We start from the raw sequence: 12,052 nt of genomic DNA, 5'->3' as shown, positions 1-12,052 counted from the left end.
TAACAAGGGTCTCTCTTGTTTGTAGCGAAGTCTAGATCCCCCCTAACCCCCCTTAATAAGGGGGGGACAAGAGCATTCTCTCAAAGTCCCCCTTCTTAAGGGGGATTTAGGGGGATCTAGACTTTGCATAAAAGCGACATTTATTGTGGGTTTCAGTCTTAAATTTTCACCGTTCACTATCAACTACAAATTACCATGTCACAAAAGTTACCACTCTCACAAAATATCAGTATTGCTGTTGTTGGCCATACAAACACCGGAAAAACTACTCTGATTAGAACTTTGATGAAAACTTCTATTGGAGAAGTTGGAGATTCAGCTAATGTTACAAAAAAGGTCAATCTTACTTTTTTGAAGGTCTCCAAGCAACATTTATAGATACTCCAGGATTTCAGTATGCCTCTAATTTAATGATGCACCTTGACTTATTGAAGGAAAATCCCGACTTCAAGACGTCACAGAGTTGGCAAGAAAAAATGGTCTACGATTTAGACGCAATAGCTTCCATAGAATCCACCGATGTAGTTTTATATGTAGCCAGTCTAACGATTGTACCTGATGATAATTATAAGGAGGAGATTTCACTTATTCTAAAAAAATGTTCAAAAGTTGTAGCGGTTATTAATCAATACAAAAAGGAACTAACAGCAAGCGATAAAAAATCTGTTAACGACAGACTAACTCAATGGAAAAATCTCTTTCAAGACCACTCAATTGATGTGATTGTTTTTGATGCCCATTGGGATAGTCCTGTCAAAGTAAAGGGGATTTATGACAGTATTCTCAATATACTTGATTCCGAGCAAAAATTGCGTTTTACGGAGGGCTTAAAACGATTTAAGGAGAGAGAGTTAGAAATCAGGAAAGAAGCTTGTAATTTGTTATCGGTTTTTATTATTGAACCCTATCAAGAAAACCAAATTTTGACTATTCCAAAGGCAGATTGGAATAATGAGTATAAACTGGAAATAGCAAGGCAAAAAATCGCAGACAAGATCGACAAATCTTTTGCTACATTCCTTCATAATATCACTTATCTATACAAGGTAGCAGCAGACAATCCCACTACTCCTAAAGATCAGTTATGTTTAGATTTCAAGACAGATAATAAGTTGATGAATCGGGTAAGCCTTGGTTCTGCAATGGCAGCAGTTGGAGCAGGTTTTGGTTCTTTTTTGATGGCTATTGTTGGAGCAGGAGTTGTGGGTGTATTGACTGGCGGTACAGGTATTGTAGCTGGAGCAATGACAGGGGCGCAGATAGGAGCATCTGTGGGGGCAGTTATAGGTAGCTTTGCTATTTTTTATGAGGCTGAGGATACTGTGAATATCAACATTCAAGTAGAGCAAATGAAAATTCTTTTAGTTAAAGGAGTTGCTCTTATATGGGGCTCGTCAAATAATGGTTATGGACGAGGTAAAAATCTTACAGCTAATGAGGCTGAGCAAATTGAAAAGCAAGTTTCTCAAATACAAAATTTATGTCCTCAAATAAACTTAGCTAGGGCTGATAAAAACACTATCATAAAACATTGTGAGAAAATTCTTGACCAGCTTGAAAACGAAATTGAGTAATTGAGCAAGCTATGACTACAGCAGCTTTAACTGGTTCACAGGCTCTGCCTGGGAACCGATGTCCAGAGGCTCTGCCTCGCTGGCAAGCAGGAAAATTGGAGGCAGAGCCTCCGGATCTGCGTTACCAGGCAGAGCCTGGGAACGAGTAAAATTCACAGGTTCAAGTCTAACTAACTCAGATTAAAAATATCTTGGATGCTAATTATGAGTGATTGTCAATCTGTAGATTCTCTACTCTCAGACAATGGTGCCGATTACACTATATTACGCAATTTTTTAGCAGAGGGAAAGTTTAAAGAAGCCGATCGCGAAACCAAGAAAATTATACTTTGGGTAGCGTGCTGTGAAAAATTAGGTTATTTAGAGTATTCAGATTGGAGAAACTTTCCTTGTACCGACCTCCAAACTATTAACCACCTTTGGGTGCAATACTCAAATGGGCGTTTCGGATTTTCAGTACAAAGGTCTATTTGGCAACAAACAGGCAAAGATTATAACAAATTCTGCGAATACGTTAAATGGGATTCTATTAGTAATATTAGAATGACCTATGAACTCCGCGCTCCCCTCGGTCATCTCCCCCATACTTTTGTATATTGGTTGGGATATAAAACAGTCATGGTTCCTGGTGGAAATAGCTGGGGATTGGGATTAAAATGGCTTGATTCAAAACTATCTGCTTGTCATATATAGAAGACTCATATACTACTGTTAACTCACGCCGAGTACAATAAGTAAAACTGGGAAAATGACGATTACTTTTGATGCAGATATTTGACTGTAAGTGCGATCGCATCGAAGGTTTTGGCAAATTGGGAGGGTTCTGCGTTATAATTGTACTCAAGTAGCAAGGGGCTTAAAGCCCCTTGCTAGGTGACAGAGAAAGAGGATTATTGAATGGTAGACAAAGAATGGGAAACTGATGAAGATGAACTAATTTATCATTTGGAAGCTCACAAAAATTTGATTGGATGGGTTATGGATAAATTGCAAGCAGCAGGAATTCCCTGCGAAAGAACCAGAGGACGTAACCCGCATGGAGATATTCTTTACTATAGAGCAGAAGATGAAGCACAAGTCAAGGAAATAGTTCGCGAAATCAATGCCAACTACAATCAATTGTAAATACCAGACAAAAATATAGGGATGCCATACATTGAAGTCAAAACTCGTAAAAAGATCGGTCTGACTTTAGCGAGAAAAATAGTAAATAAAGGCAATGTATCTGCCGTTTTGACTACTGGAGAAATTACAGACAGAGCCAAAAAAATGTTTAATGAAAATGACATCGCCTATGCCGAAAATATTCCAGATACCGAATTTATGAGCTGTGAAGCTGAGGAGGACTAATGTTAGATATTGCATTTTACTCGCAGGATAAAGAAGAAGCCGAAGCTATTGAGGTTTCAAACGATTTTTACGAATGGCTAGCTCGTTCCGAATTTGCTAGAATTGGCAAATCCGAAGTAAAGGAGATGAAAGTTGATGGAGAACCCGTAGAAGTTCCTGTCATCGCATTAGAAGGAATCAATCGCCGTCAGCTTAGCGACTTCTTTCGCAATGCAATTGTGGAGGAGAGTGATGCCATGTTGGAGCAATTAAGTAGCTCTCTATCCAAGGAGGAATATCAAGACGTTACCCACAGATTGTTCCTGCTGCAACAGTTGCGGAAGCAAATAGAAAACGAGCAGTACAAATATCTACAACGCTATTGAACGCGATCTATGATGAACGATCGAACTTTATTCAGATGTCATTTTGTTGTGCAACCTTCCTGAAGAAGAACTTTATGCCGGTGATATACGAAAATGGCAAATGCTACTTCGCAGCCCCCGATTCGAGAAGTCTGGCTGAAGAATATAACAATCATTACCAGCAAGGAATATTGGAGGTAATAATAGACAAGCAAACCTACGAGATAACATTTAAGCCACTGGAAAAATTATATCAGGGCGGCCCAAGTATTGAACTAGCAATCCCGCAGAATCTTTTTCCCATTTTGAATCAGTTTCCGAGAATCCTAAAACAGCAATAGTTGACTATGAATCAAGAAGTTTGGAACTCGATCGAATCCAAGTATCCACTTGGAAAACTCATATACGGCAAGATTGAATTTCATGCACCTTTTGGAGTATTTGTCAATCTTGGCGATGCAGAAGTAAAAGGACTTATTCAAATTTCCGACTTTCTTGATACGGGATCGATGACACCAGAAATGTATCCCGATATTGATTCGCCTGTTGGTGCTGTTGTCATTGGCTACACTAAAGACGATCGCCAACAAGTTTGGTTGAGCGTTAAACCCAGTGTTTTACAAAAAGCCCTTGTCAAGTTAAAAATTCCTGTGGCAAATCAATTATGAGCAGCCACGTTAGGATTATTGTTATAGTACCGGAACATACTGACATCGATCGCGATGATGACCCCACTGAAACAGTCCTTGAAGGGATTCAGCAAGGCTTCCATGAGGCAATTACCGGACAAACTCTCCCTTTGTCTCAACTGTGGGATGGCATTGATGACAGCGGAACAACCCATTGCTGCTGAACTGCCGGGACAGAAACTTGTAGCTGAGAGGAAATAGTACAATGGATAAATTAACTGAGTATCCCAAGCTAATCAAACGGATTTTAACCGAGTATGTAGAATTGTCTAATCGCCGTCCTCAAGCAGACATCGAAACATTCTTAATTACCGATGAACAAAACGGTCATTATATGTGGATGAATCTGGGCTGAAAAAAGGGGAAAACGTATTACTGGTATGACTGTATATATTCGGATTCGCGATCGCAAATTCTGGATTGAGGAAGACTGGACAGAAGATGGGATTGCAACGGATTTGGTGCGTGCAGGAGTTCCCAAGGAAGATATTGTCTTGGCATTTCACGAGCCTGGAATGCGGCAATACACAGATTTTGCAGTAGCTTCCTAGCAGTTTATGAAACTTTGAATTGCTATCAAGCTACCCGTGCGATATAATGTTGTTACTAGATTGTAGAATAGCAATCAAAAAAAAGGATAATTATGACTGTCGAACAAGCCATTTTGGAAAATGTGAAGGTCTTATCGCCAGATCAGCAACAAGAAGTCTTAGCTTTCATCAAATTCTTGCAGTCCGATAAATGGGAAGATATCTATAAAGGACGCTTCAAAGAACTCCAGCAAGAAATTCGTCTGGGAATGGATGCGGCCGGGAGGGGTGAAGTAATCGATGCTGAAGATATGTTTCGGAATTTGCGCTTAAAGCTACAACAACGTCGAACGCAAGCAGATCAATGAATCAGATTTGTAGATTTACAGTTCCGGCAAGTCGGGATATAGAAAGCATTATGGACTATATTGCCGATCGCAGCGGTTTTGATGCAGCAGAAAGCTTTCTGGAAAGAATTAACAATAAGTGTCAAACTCTCTCAAAGTTTCCGAGTATGGGACGCAATCGGGATGAGTTAATGGAAAATGTACGGAGTTTTCCGATCGACGATTACCTCATTTTCTACAGTCCGATAGAAGCAGGAATTGAAGTTCTGCGGGTTGTTAGCGGCTACCGAGATTTAGAACATTTATTCTCTGAGTGAATGGACAAACTAACTGAGTATCCCAAGCTAATCAAACGGATTTTAACCGAGTATGTAGAATTGTCTAATCGCCGTCCTCAACCAGACATCGAAACATTCTTAATTACCGATGAACAAAACGGTCATTATATGTGGATGAATCTGGGTTGGCAAAAGGGCGAACGTATTACCGGGATGACTGTATATGTTCGGATTCGCGATCGCAAATTCTGGATTGAGGAAGACTGGACAGAAGATGGAATTGCAACGGATTTGGTGCGCGCTGGGGTTCCCAAGGAAGATATTGTGTTGGCATTTCACGAACCTGGGATGCGACAATAGACAGATTTTGCAGTAGCTTCGTAGTATTTTATGAAACTTTATTCTGATGTCATTTTGCTATGCAACTTTCCAGAAGAAGGACTTTATGCCGCCGATATCGGTACGGTTGTAGAACAGCATCACGTTAAAGGACTAGAAACAGGTTATAGCGTTGAGTTTTTCGATTTGTTGGGAAACACTGTAGCTGTTGCGACGCTACCTGGAAGTTATTTGCGATCGCCCACAAGTGCAGGCATACCTACAGCCACGATATTATCCGAAGGCGATGACCCCTAAAATATTTACAAAACTCAAGGAGATTTTACGAAGAAATCGGGTTTCTGAGCCCTGCGCGATCGTGCGATTTGAGCAAACTCCCCGCATCGGGCCCAGCGGGGATAATGCAGCCGGGATTCAACGGAAACAAATTGCCATAATAATCGCGTTTTACAGCCTCCAAATCGCAAGTATCTGCAACTCTTGGTAATTGATACAAATCGCGCAAATAAGCCCCCAAATGCTCGTAATCCTCAATGCGGCGCACATTGCATTTGAACAAGCTGTAGTAAACTGCATCAAAACGAAATAGAGTAGTAAACAGCCGCACGTCTGCTAATGTCACCCGATCGCCACAAAGGTAACGACTCATCAACAGCGATCGATCGATCTCGTCCAAAACAGCAAACAATTCACTACAAGCCGAGTCATAAGCAGCCTGAGATTGGGCGAAACCGCAGCGATACACACCGTTATTCACCGATTGGTAAATCTTGTCATTCCACTCGTCAATTTGCGATCGCAAATCCACAGGATAAAGATCCATTTCAGGATTGCTAGCAAACTCGTTAAACTCCGAGTTTAGCATCACAATAATTTCCGAACTTTCGTTATTGACGATCGTCTTTTTTGAGTCATCCCACAGTACCGGTACCGTACATCGCCCCTGATAGCCCGGTGATGCCAACTGGTAAATTTGCGGCATCGTATTGCAGCCAAAAGTCTCCGACTCCAGCACCCACATTCCCCCTTCCGAAGGATAGACAACCGAAACCGATATCGCATCTTCCAGTCCTTTAAGCGCCCTCGTCACCAAAGTGCGGTGCGCCCAAGGACACCCTTTACCCACAAACAGGCGATATCGTCCCGTGGCGGGCCCGTAAGGGTTGTCTGCTTCTGTGCCGACAAAATTGCGGAAACTGCTGCTGGGGCGAATGTATGCTCCGGTGCGATCGGGCGGTGCTAGTTTTGACATCATCAACTGCCACATTGATGTCCAGACAAATTTGCCCAGCTTGACTGTTAGTGATGGAGGAAGCGATTTGTTTTTCACGGCGATTTAAACAGTAGACAGTTCACAGTTGGTAGTTAGTAGTTGGTAGTTGGAATTTAATACTGCGGACAATTATCAATTGTTAATTATTTGCTGTTAAAGTGGTTTGCTAAACATAATCTGCTTATTTTAACTCATTCTTCCTTAGAAGATTGGCAAACCATCCTGAAATACCAGCAATTGTCCTGGTTGAATTTGCGTCCAAATTTCGTTATCTGTAAGTGGCAAAGTAGCAATAACCGCCACCCGATCGCCCTCCTGTGTCAGTTCCCGGAAATCGACAGTCACATCTTCATCGATCGAATGAGCGCTAGCAAAAGGTGCTTGTCGCACAATATAATGCAGATTAGTAGAACAATGTGCAAATAAGTGTTCTCCATCCGAAAGTAAATAATTAAAAATTCCGTGGGCTGCCAAACTTTTAGTAATTTCATTCAGTACCGCGTAAATTTCCGTCAAAGCAGGCTTGTTTAGAGGAAAGCTCGATCGCAATTTTTCTAATATCAAACAAAATGCTTTTTCACTATCCGTTTTGCCAACCGCTTGATAAAATCCAGTGCTTTCAGGATGAAAATTCTCCAAATTTCCGTTGTGAGCAAACACCCAATAGCGTCCCCAAAGTTCCCGAATAAAAGGATGGCAGTTTTCCAGAGCAATTTCGCCTTGAGTAGCTTTGCGAATATGAGCAATCACATTAGTTGAATGAATGGGATAGCGGCGAACTAATTCAGCAACCGGAGAAGCAATAGCAGGTTTGGAATCTATAAAAACGCGACATCCCAAACCTTCAAAAAAAGCAATTCCCCAACCGTCTTGGTGAACATCCGTTCTGCCACCTCTTGCAGAAAAACCCTCAAAAGAGAAGCAAATATCTGTTGGAACATTGCAGTTCATTCCTAGTAATTGGCACATAGGTTTTACATTTCTGAAGTTTGGATTGATATCAAGTCCGGTTGCACTCCTCCGGAATTGTTTACTGTTTACTGTTTACTGTTGACTCGCGGATCGAAAAAATGAATAGTTGAGTGTTAAATGTTGACTCGACTTTATGATTTCGATGCCAGCGAAAACGATAAAATGCCGCAGCTACTGGTAGCTACAGATTGGCTATGATAGTATTATAGTATAAATTGATTTAGCATCCTAAAAAAAAGAATAAATTGGAATTTTTACCGCAATGCTACTGAACTTAAAAAATGCGTGAATCGAACCCTTCCGGTTCGGTGAAGGGCTGGGTAAGGAATCGCCCAAAATTCGATCGCCTTCCCCGGAAAAAAGTCTTCATCGTTCCATTTGTCAGGCAATTTTTTTATTAACTTCCTGTAATATTAAATTTTATGGGGGGAAATCAGAAAATTGTTTGAGGTTGTTTAAAACTATTTGAGGCTTTCCTTTGTATTGTTCTACCTTGCCGCTGACATACACATATCCCCGTCCCCTACCCGCATAACGCTTCTCGATTAGTCGCTTCAAGGGAGCCATTTCATCAGTTTCAGCATTAGGTATCCACAAATCTAATTTATGATACGATGAACCCGCATAAATCACAGCATGGCTGCCTATCCATTTATTAATTCCCGCCTGCAAATCGCAAAAAATAGTAATAGGTTTAGCCGTTTCAGCAGCCGCTAATATTTTCGGGTAATCCAACCTCACAGAAAGCGCTCCTGCTGTTGCTTCCGCCAAGCGAAAATCTTCAACAATAGAGCCGCGCATCGACCACCAAGGCAGTAAATTAGCATAGTTGCGACAGGGAATTTTGGCATTGGTAATCGGATTCCAAATCATCAGGTTATAAGCTTTTGCCACCGATTCTGCCTCAGTCATTTGTCGGTGATACAATCGGGAACGCCCGTATTTCAAAAAGTAGGGACTCCAGCCTTCTACAATCAGTTTAAGATTGTAATTTTCTCCATCTTTATGTACGTAACACAGCAGGCGACCGTAGTTATCGCGGTGTTTTTCTACAGCAATTTCTATGGGGTCATCTGTATCAAATTCAATGTCAACTTTAGCAAGTCCACCATCTGCTGTCGCAAAATATTGTTTAGCCATTTCCGAAGCTGCTTTCCCCGCCACAGTTACAGGTTTGGTTCCTCCCGAATGACTTTCTTCAGTATCGACGCAAATCAGGCGCAGAGACTCGGTTTTGCCGTGGAGAGAAATTTTGATGCTGTCGCCATCAACTACTTTAGTTACTTGCAGGTTCTGAATTCTGGTTGCCATATTTTCAACCCTGTTACACTTGACATTTAATGCACCTATTGGCTATATTCTACATGAGTTAGCTGTCTGTTGACACTGATATATGTATTTTTATATTAATTTTTGCAAATTGTTGCACGATCGATAGTAAAATACGTCTATCAAATCTTTTTGCTTTAAATAGTAGAGAATATTAGTGCCATACAACTATTATTTTAGTTATGATAAATTTATTCAATAATTAACTAAACTATCGCTCAGTTTATGACTGACATAATTTCCGAACTAGATCCAGAACAAAAAGCTCTCATTCCAATTTATATGAAAAAGTGGGAACGGATCGTTCTTTCTACAAAATCTATTGACTATCAGAAAGCTACAGAAGCTATCAAACTTGCTTACAGCATGGTGGGGAGAAAAAAACCTATAATTATTTTTTGTACTAGCCCTTTTACTGCTTTGTCGCGAATTATCGAAATTCAACTATCAATTCAGTTTGGTCATCGCTTACAAGCATTGACAGATATATACTTCGATCCATACTTCCAAGCAATGTTTAGAGTACGTGGAGAAATGGACAAATTAAACAGAAAAAATGATAGGGATATCTGGTCATTAATGGAATGGCACTATAAACTTTTATCAAAAATACAACTTTTATATAGATTGAAAATGAAGAAGAAACTCAAAACAATACCTGAATATGACCTCAACTTTTACTTAGATAAATATCGTAAAAACTCAAATATAATTCCAATAAATTGTGCGGGGAATTATATAAGTGGAAAAGTAGAGTTATGGTCTGGATCGATTGATTATTGTGTTGATGTTTTGAATTTGTACGATCGCACAAAATGGCAAGTCATTAGATCATTGATTCAGGAATGTGGCTGGATTTTCGCTTTTGAAGAGATTGCAATTGTCTGCGATCGCCCGCTAAAAATATCTTTTGACATTAATAACCACCTCTATGGAGAAAGACAATATGCTATTCAGTTCGCCGACGGCTATGGTCTGTTTTTTATAGGGTATTAACGCTTGAATTTTATTGCAGAATTTATCAATTCAGGGAAAAAAGCTTGAAAATTCAATTCCATTATACCGAAAATTAAGCCGCAGATAAACGCGCCTTGGCAGAATGTTACAGCACCATGCCAAGACGACTTCCCCAAAGTTGAACGTGCAACAAAAAAGTAGTTTAATTCGGAAATTAACAGCGATGCCGTTCATCTGTGGCGAGGTAAATAAGCTGTTTTTGCTATAACCGTGAATCTTGGATAGCACAAGAGCGATCGTCTAACTGTAGTATGCAGGCGATCGCATCACCCACGCTCACATCATGTCCGGTCATATAACCATCATAAAAATGGTTTGTAGTGAGGACTTCAGTCCTTCTTCTGTCAAGGACGTGCATTCCGATGCGGAGAACATTGTACATCGCGGGTAATCGATCGGACATGATATCAAATATTGCTTGCGATCGGCTACATCTCTCGACGGAACGCTCTAATAGCTTCCCCAGTATCAGTTTCCGCCATCAAAATGCAGCGTTTCAGCAAATCTAGATCGAGATTGCTAAGTCCGGGTAGCTGACTGCGATCGCTCTTTTCATAGCTACCGTCATGGAGATGATATATCTTCAGTAATCCATCTTCCCAAAACCAAACCTCTGAAACACCCAAAGCTTTATAGCGCTCTAACTTACTGATTCCTCCACTGGTAAAGACAACTTCGATCGACAAATCCGGCATCGGTTTTACACTCTCAATGCAGTATGATTCGTCTGCTTGCACAGAGACAACTCCCGATCTTTCCTGCGTCATTGCCCCTGTAGGCTTGAAGAAAATTCCCTGTTCGACGAGAAAAGTAGTCACTAAGTAACCGATAATATGAGCAAAAGTTTCGTGGTCTTCTCCAGGCATCAGAATCTCGATCGTCCCATCATAGTAAAATAGTCGCACTCTAGGGGAGCCTTCAAAGCCTTTTTGGATAAATTTAAACCGTTCCCACATTCCATGATGAACAATTTGCTGATCTGTGGTTTTGCTAAGTAGTGGAGGCATCGCGCTCAGATCCCATTCCAGAAGTTATGTTGATTGTAGCTTATATTTTTAACGTTCAACCAATAACCGTCCGTTCTTCCAACACGATAAAAGTTCTGGATAAGTCATAAACGAATGCGAATATCTCCCTCTTTAGCATAGATAACAGCTTGCATAGGAGTCAGAAAATCCATCCCTAACAAACCGTCTACAAAAGTAGTCGCAGGTAACGTGTAGGCAACTATAGGAAAGTTTTCTAAACGCTCGCCCAAACAATTAAACCAAGGCACAGCTACTACTGGTGCTTCGACAATACCGCCACCTGCTGATCTCCTAATTCTGCGTAGAGGATTTTGGATATCGCAACCAAGAGCTTCTAATATATTTACCCGCAAGACGGTATAAGTTGAGCCTGTATCAACTAATAATCTGAATTGTCTGACAGTATTACTTGTGCTAGAGGCAGCAGCTTTTAAGACGAGTAAATTTCCGTAACGCGAGCACCGATAAAGTCTTTGTGAAGTCACGAGATCACTGAATAGTCATCAGGAATAGGGCCAGTGTATTCTATAGAAATTGACCGGACATCTTTAAACTTTGTCAAAGCTTGGTCTATTTCCTCTCGCTCCGGTGAATGAGCTAAGACTTCACCGCTAATCACATTCCATAAATCGTCGGATTCAGTGTCAGCAATTAGAACCCACTCGCGGGGATAGCGATCGCGTATTTCTGCGGCAGTCAAGATTTCCCCTGTGGGTTGGTAATCCGATCCGTTGTTATTTTGGATCGGGACTTGAGAGGGTTGGTTGGTTTCTGCTTGAGTAATTTCTTCATTTAAGAGTTGCCAAAGTCGGCGTTTTTCTTCGAGTTTGAGGGAGGCGATCGCATCTACTAGGATTTGAAAAGGAATTTGCAACTGTACGGTTTCTGGGAGCATGGCGTGTCTCAAGGGATGTTGAGGTAATTTCTATGTATAATATTCTAACAAAACCGCATATAAACCAGACTATTATCCACGTTAGCC

General features: G+C 40.8%; 25 protein-coding genes. 16 read left to right on the top strand and 9 right to left on the bottom strand.

Going from position 1 to position 12,052, the window contains the following annotated elements:
- The first annotated feature begins 195 nt into the window (after positions 1 to 195).
- Both IQ270_RS00185 and IQ270_RS00180 read left to right on the top strand, forming a co-directional pair.
- Entirely contained in the window at positions 196 to 378 is a 183-nt protein-coding gene (locus IQ270_RS00185) for a GTPase (RefSeq protein WP_193970789.1), read from the top strand.
- 98 nt (positions 379 to 476) lie between these two features.
- Complete coding sequence (locus IQ270_RS00180; RefSeq protein WP_193970787.1) at positions 477 to 1,574, top strand: glycine zipper family protein; 1,098 nt, start codon at positions 477 to 479, stop codon at positions 1,572 to 1,574.
- Between the two features lie 15 nt (positions 1,575 to 1,589).
- On the opposite strand, the gene IQ270_RS00175 is transcribed toward IQ270_RS00180, so the two are convergent.
- A complete protein-coding gene (locus IQ270_RS00175) occupies positions 1,590 to 1,730 on the bottom strand; it encodes a hypothetical protein (RefSeq protein WP_193970785.1) in 141 nt (46 codons plus the stop codon).
- A 48-nt stretch (positions 1,731 to 1,778) separates the two neighbouring features.
- Between IQ270_RS00175 and IQ270_RS00170 the strand changes: the two genes are divergently transcribed.
- From IQ270_RS00170 to IQ270_RS00115, 13 genes are all read left to right on the top strand, one after another.
- Positions 1,779 to 2,267 carry a GUN4 domain-containing protein gene (locus IQ270_RS00170; RefSeq protein WP_193970782.1) on the top strand — a complete coding sequence of 163 codons (489 nt, stop codon included), beginning with the start codon at positions 1,779 to 1,781 and terminating at the stop codon, positions 2,265 to 2,267.
- A gap of 204 nt (positions 2,268 to 2,471) precedes the next feature.
- Positions 2,472 to 2,699: a hypothetical protein gene (locus IQ270_RS00165; RefSeq protein ID WP_193970780.1), complete on the top strand. Its 228-nt coding sequence runs from the start codon at positions 2,472 to 2,474 to the stop codon at positions 2,697 to 2,699.
- Between the two features lie 21 nt (positions 2,700 to 2,720).
- The gene (locus IQ270_RS00160) at positions 2,721 to 2,924 is read left to right on the top strand and encodes a hypothetical protein (protein ID WP_193970778.1); all 204 of its coding nucleotides are present in this window, start codon (positions 2,721 to 2,723) and stop codon (positions 2,922 to 2,924) included.
- The gene (locus IQ270_RS00155; protein WP_193970776.1) at positions 2,924 to 3,289 is read left to right on the top strand and encodes a hypothetical protein; all 366 of its coding nucleotides are present in this window, start codon (positions 2,924 to 2,926) and stop codon (positions 3,287 to 3,289) included. The genes IQ270_RS00160 and IQ270_RS00155 overlap by 1 nt, the downstream gene beginning before the upstream one ends.
- Before the next feature lie 74 nt (positions 3,290 to 3,363).
- The gene (locus IQ270_RS00150) at positions 3,364 to 3,609 is read left to right on the top strand and encodes a hypothetical protein (RefSeq protein ID WP_193970774.1); all 246 of its coding nucleotides are present in this window, start codon (positions 3,364 to 3,366) and stop codon (positions 3,607 to 3,609) included.
- A gap of 6 nt (positions 3,610 to 3,615) precedes the next feature.
- Positions 3,616 to 3,936, top strand: a complete 321-nt coding sequence (locus tag IQ270_RS00145; RefSeq protein ID WP_193970772.1) for an RNA-binding protein — start codon at positions 3,616 to 3,618, stop codon at positions 3,934 to 3,936.
- Positions 3,933 to 4,121, top strand: coding sequence for a hypothetical protein (locus tag IQ270_RS00140; protein ID WP_228055964.1), 189 nt, complete (start codon positions 3,933 to 3,935; stop codon positions 4,119 to 4,121). Before IQ270_RS00145 ends, IQ270_RS00140 begins: the two co-directional genes overlap by 4 nt.
- Positions 4,122 to 4,162: 41 nt before the next feature.
- Positions 4,163 to 4,312: an element excision factor XisI family protein gene (locus tag IQ270_RS31710; RefSeq protein WP_255532334.1), complete on the top strand. Its 150-nt coding sequence runs from the start codon at positions 4,163 to 4,165 to the stop codon at positions 4,310 to 4,312.
- A gap of 25 nt (positions 4,313 to 4,337) precedes the next feature.
- Positions 4,338 to 4,508: an element excision factor XisI family protein gene (locus IQ270_RS31705; protein WP_255532333.1), complete on the top strand. Its 171-nt coding sequence runs from the start codon at positions 4,338 to 4,340 to the stop codon at positions 4,506 to 4,508.
- A gap of 92 nt (positions 4,509 to 4,600) precedes the next feature.
- Entirely contained in the window at positions 4,601 to 4,855 is a 255-nt protein-coding gene (locus IQ270_RS00130) for a hypothetical protein (protein ID WP_193970770.1), read from the top strand.
- Entirely contained in the window at positions 4,852 to 5,151 is a 300-nt protein-coding gene (locus IQ270_RS00125; RefSeq protein ID WP_193970768.1) for a type II toxin-antitoxin system RelE/ParE family toxin, read from the top strand. The genes IQ270_RS00130 and IQ270_RS00125 overlap by 4 nt, the downstream gene beginning before the upstream one ends.
- Positions 5,152 to 5,472, top strand: coding sequence for a XisI protein (locus IQ270_RS00120; protein ID WP_193970766.1), 321 nt, complete (start codon positions 5,152 to 5,154; stop codon positions 5,470 to 5,472).
- 30 nt (positions 5,473 to 5,502) lie between these two features.
- On the top strand, positions 5,503 to 5,748 hold the full coding sequence (locus IQ270_RS00115; protein ID WP_193970764.1) for a DUF4926 domain-containing protein: 246 nt from the start codon (positions 5,503 to 5,505) through the stop codon (positions 5,746 to 5,748).
- Positions 5,749 to 5,773: 25 nt separating this feature from the next.
- Here the strand turns inward: IQ270_RS00115 and IQ270_RS00110 are convergent, their stop codons facing one another.
- The 4 genes from IQ270_RS00110 to IQ270_RS00100 form a co-directional block, all read right to left on the bottom strand.
- A complete protein-coding gene (locus tag IQ270_RS00110; protein WP_193970896.1) occupies positions 5,774 to 6,718 on the bottom strand; it encodes a glutathione S-transferase family protein in 945 nt (314 codons plus the stop codon).
- Between the two features lie 207 nt (positions 6,719 to 6,925).
- A complete protein-coding gene (locus IQ270_RS00105; protein WP_193970762.1) occupies positions 6,926 to 7,693 on the bottom strand; it encodes a class II glutamine amidotransferase in 768 nt (255 codons plus the stop codon).
- Positions 7,694 to 7,950: 257 nt separating this feature from the next.
- Complete coding sequence (locus IQ270_RS31700) at positions 7,951 to 8,085, bottom strand: hypothetical protein (RefSeq protein WP_255532332.1); 135 nt, start codon at positions 8,083 to 8,085, stop codon at positions 7,951 to 7,953.
- A gap of 31 nt (positions 8,086 to 8,116) precedes the next feature.
- Positions 8,117 to 9,007, bottom strand: a complete 891-nt coding sequence (locus IQ270_RS00100; protein WP_193970760.1) for a thermonuclease family protein — start codon at positions 9,005 to 9,007, stop codon at positions 8,117 to 8,119.
- A 243-nt stretch (positions 9,008 to 9,250) separates the two neighbouring features.
- On the opposite strand from IQ270_RS00100, the gene IQ270_RS00095 reads away from it, so the two are divergent.
- Positions 9,251 to 10,021 (top strand): hypothetical protein, encoded by a 771-nt coding sequence (locus tag IQ270_RS00095; RefSeq protein WP_193970758.1) that lies wholly within the window; start codon positions 9,251 to 9,253, stop codon positions 10,019 to 10,021.
- A gap of 223 nt (positions 10,022 to 10,244) precedes the next feature.
- On the opposite strand, the gene IQ270_RS00090 is transcribed toward IQ270_RS00095, so the two are convergent.
- The 4 genes from IQ270_RS00090 to IQ270_RS30525 form a co-directional block, all read right to left on the bottom strand.
- Positions 10,245 to 10,445, bottom strand: coding sequence for a hypothetical protein (locus tag IQ270_RS00090; RefSeq protein WP_193970756.1), 201 nt, complete (start codon positions 10,443 to 10,445; stop codon positions 10,245 to 10,247).
- 25 nt (positions 10,446 to 10,470) lie between these two features.
- Positions 10,471 to 11,049: a Uma2 family endonuclease gene (locus IQ270_RS00085; RefSeq protein ID WP_193970754.1), complete on the bottom strand. Its 579-nt coding sequence runs from the start codon at positions 11,047 to 11,049 to the stop codon at positions 10,471 to 10,473.
- Between the two features lie 104 nt (positions 11,050 to 11,153).
- Positions 11,154 to 11,555, bottom strand: coding sequence for a retropepsin-like aspartic protease (locus IQ270_RS00080; protein ID WP_193970752.1), 402 nt, complete (start codon positions 11,553 to 11,555; stop codon positions 11,154 to 11,156).
- Complete coding sequence (locus IQ270_RS30525; RefSeq protein ID WP_228055963.1) at positions 11,552 to 11,965, bottom strand: hypothetical protein; 414 nt, start codon at positions 11,963 to 11,965, stop codon at positions 11,552 to 11,554. Before IQ270_RS30525 ends, IQ270_RS00080 begins: the two co-directional genes overlap by 4 nt.
- Positions 11,966 to 12,052: the final 87 nt, after the last annotated feature.

This window comes from Microcoleus sp. LEGE 07076, assembly GCF_015207455.1.
GTDB lineage: Bacteria > Cyanobacteriota > Cyanobacteriia > Cyanobacteriales > Microcoleaceae > Microcoleus.
The sequence above is the reverse complement of the archived record's forward strand: the minus strand, read 5'-3'. Positions and strand labels throughout refer to the sequence as shown.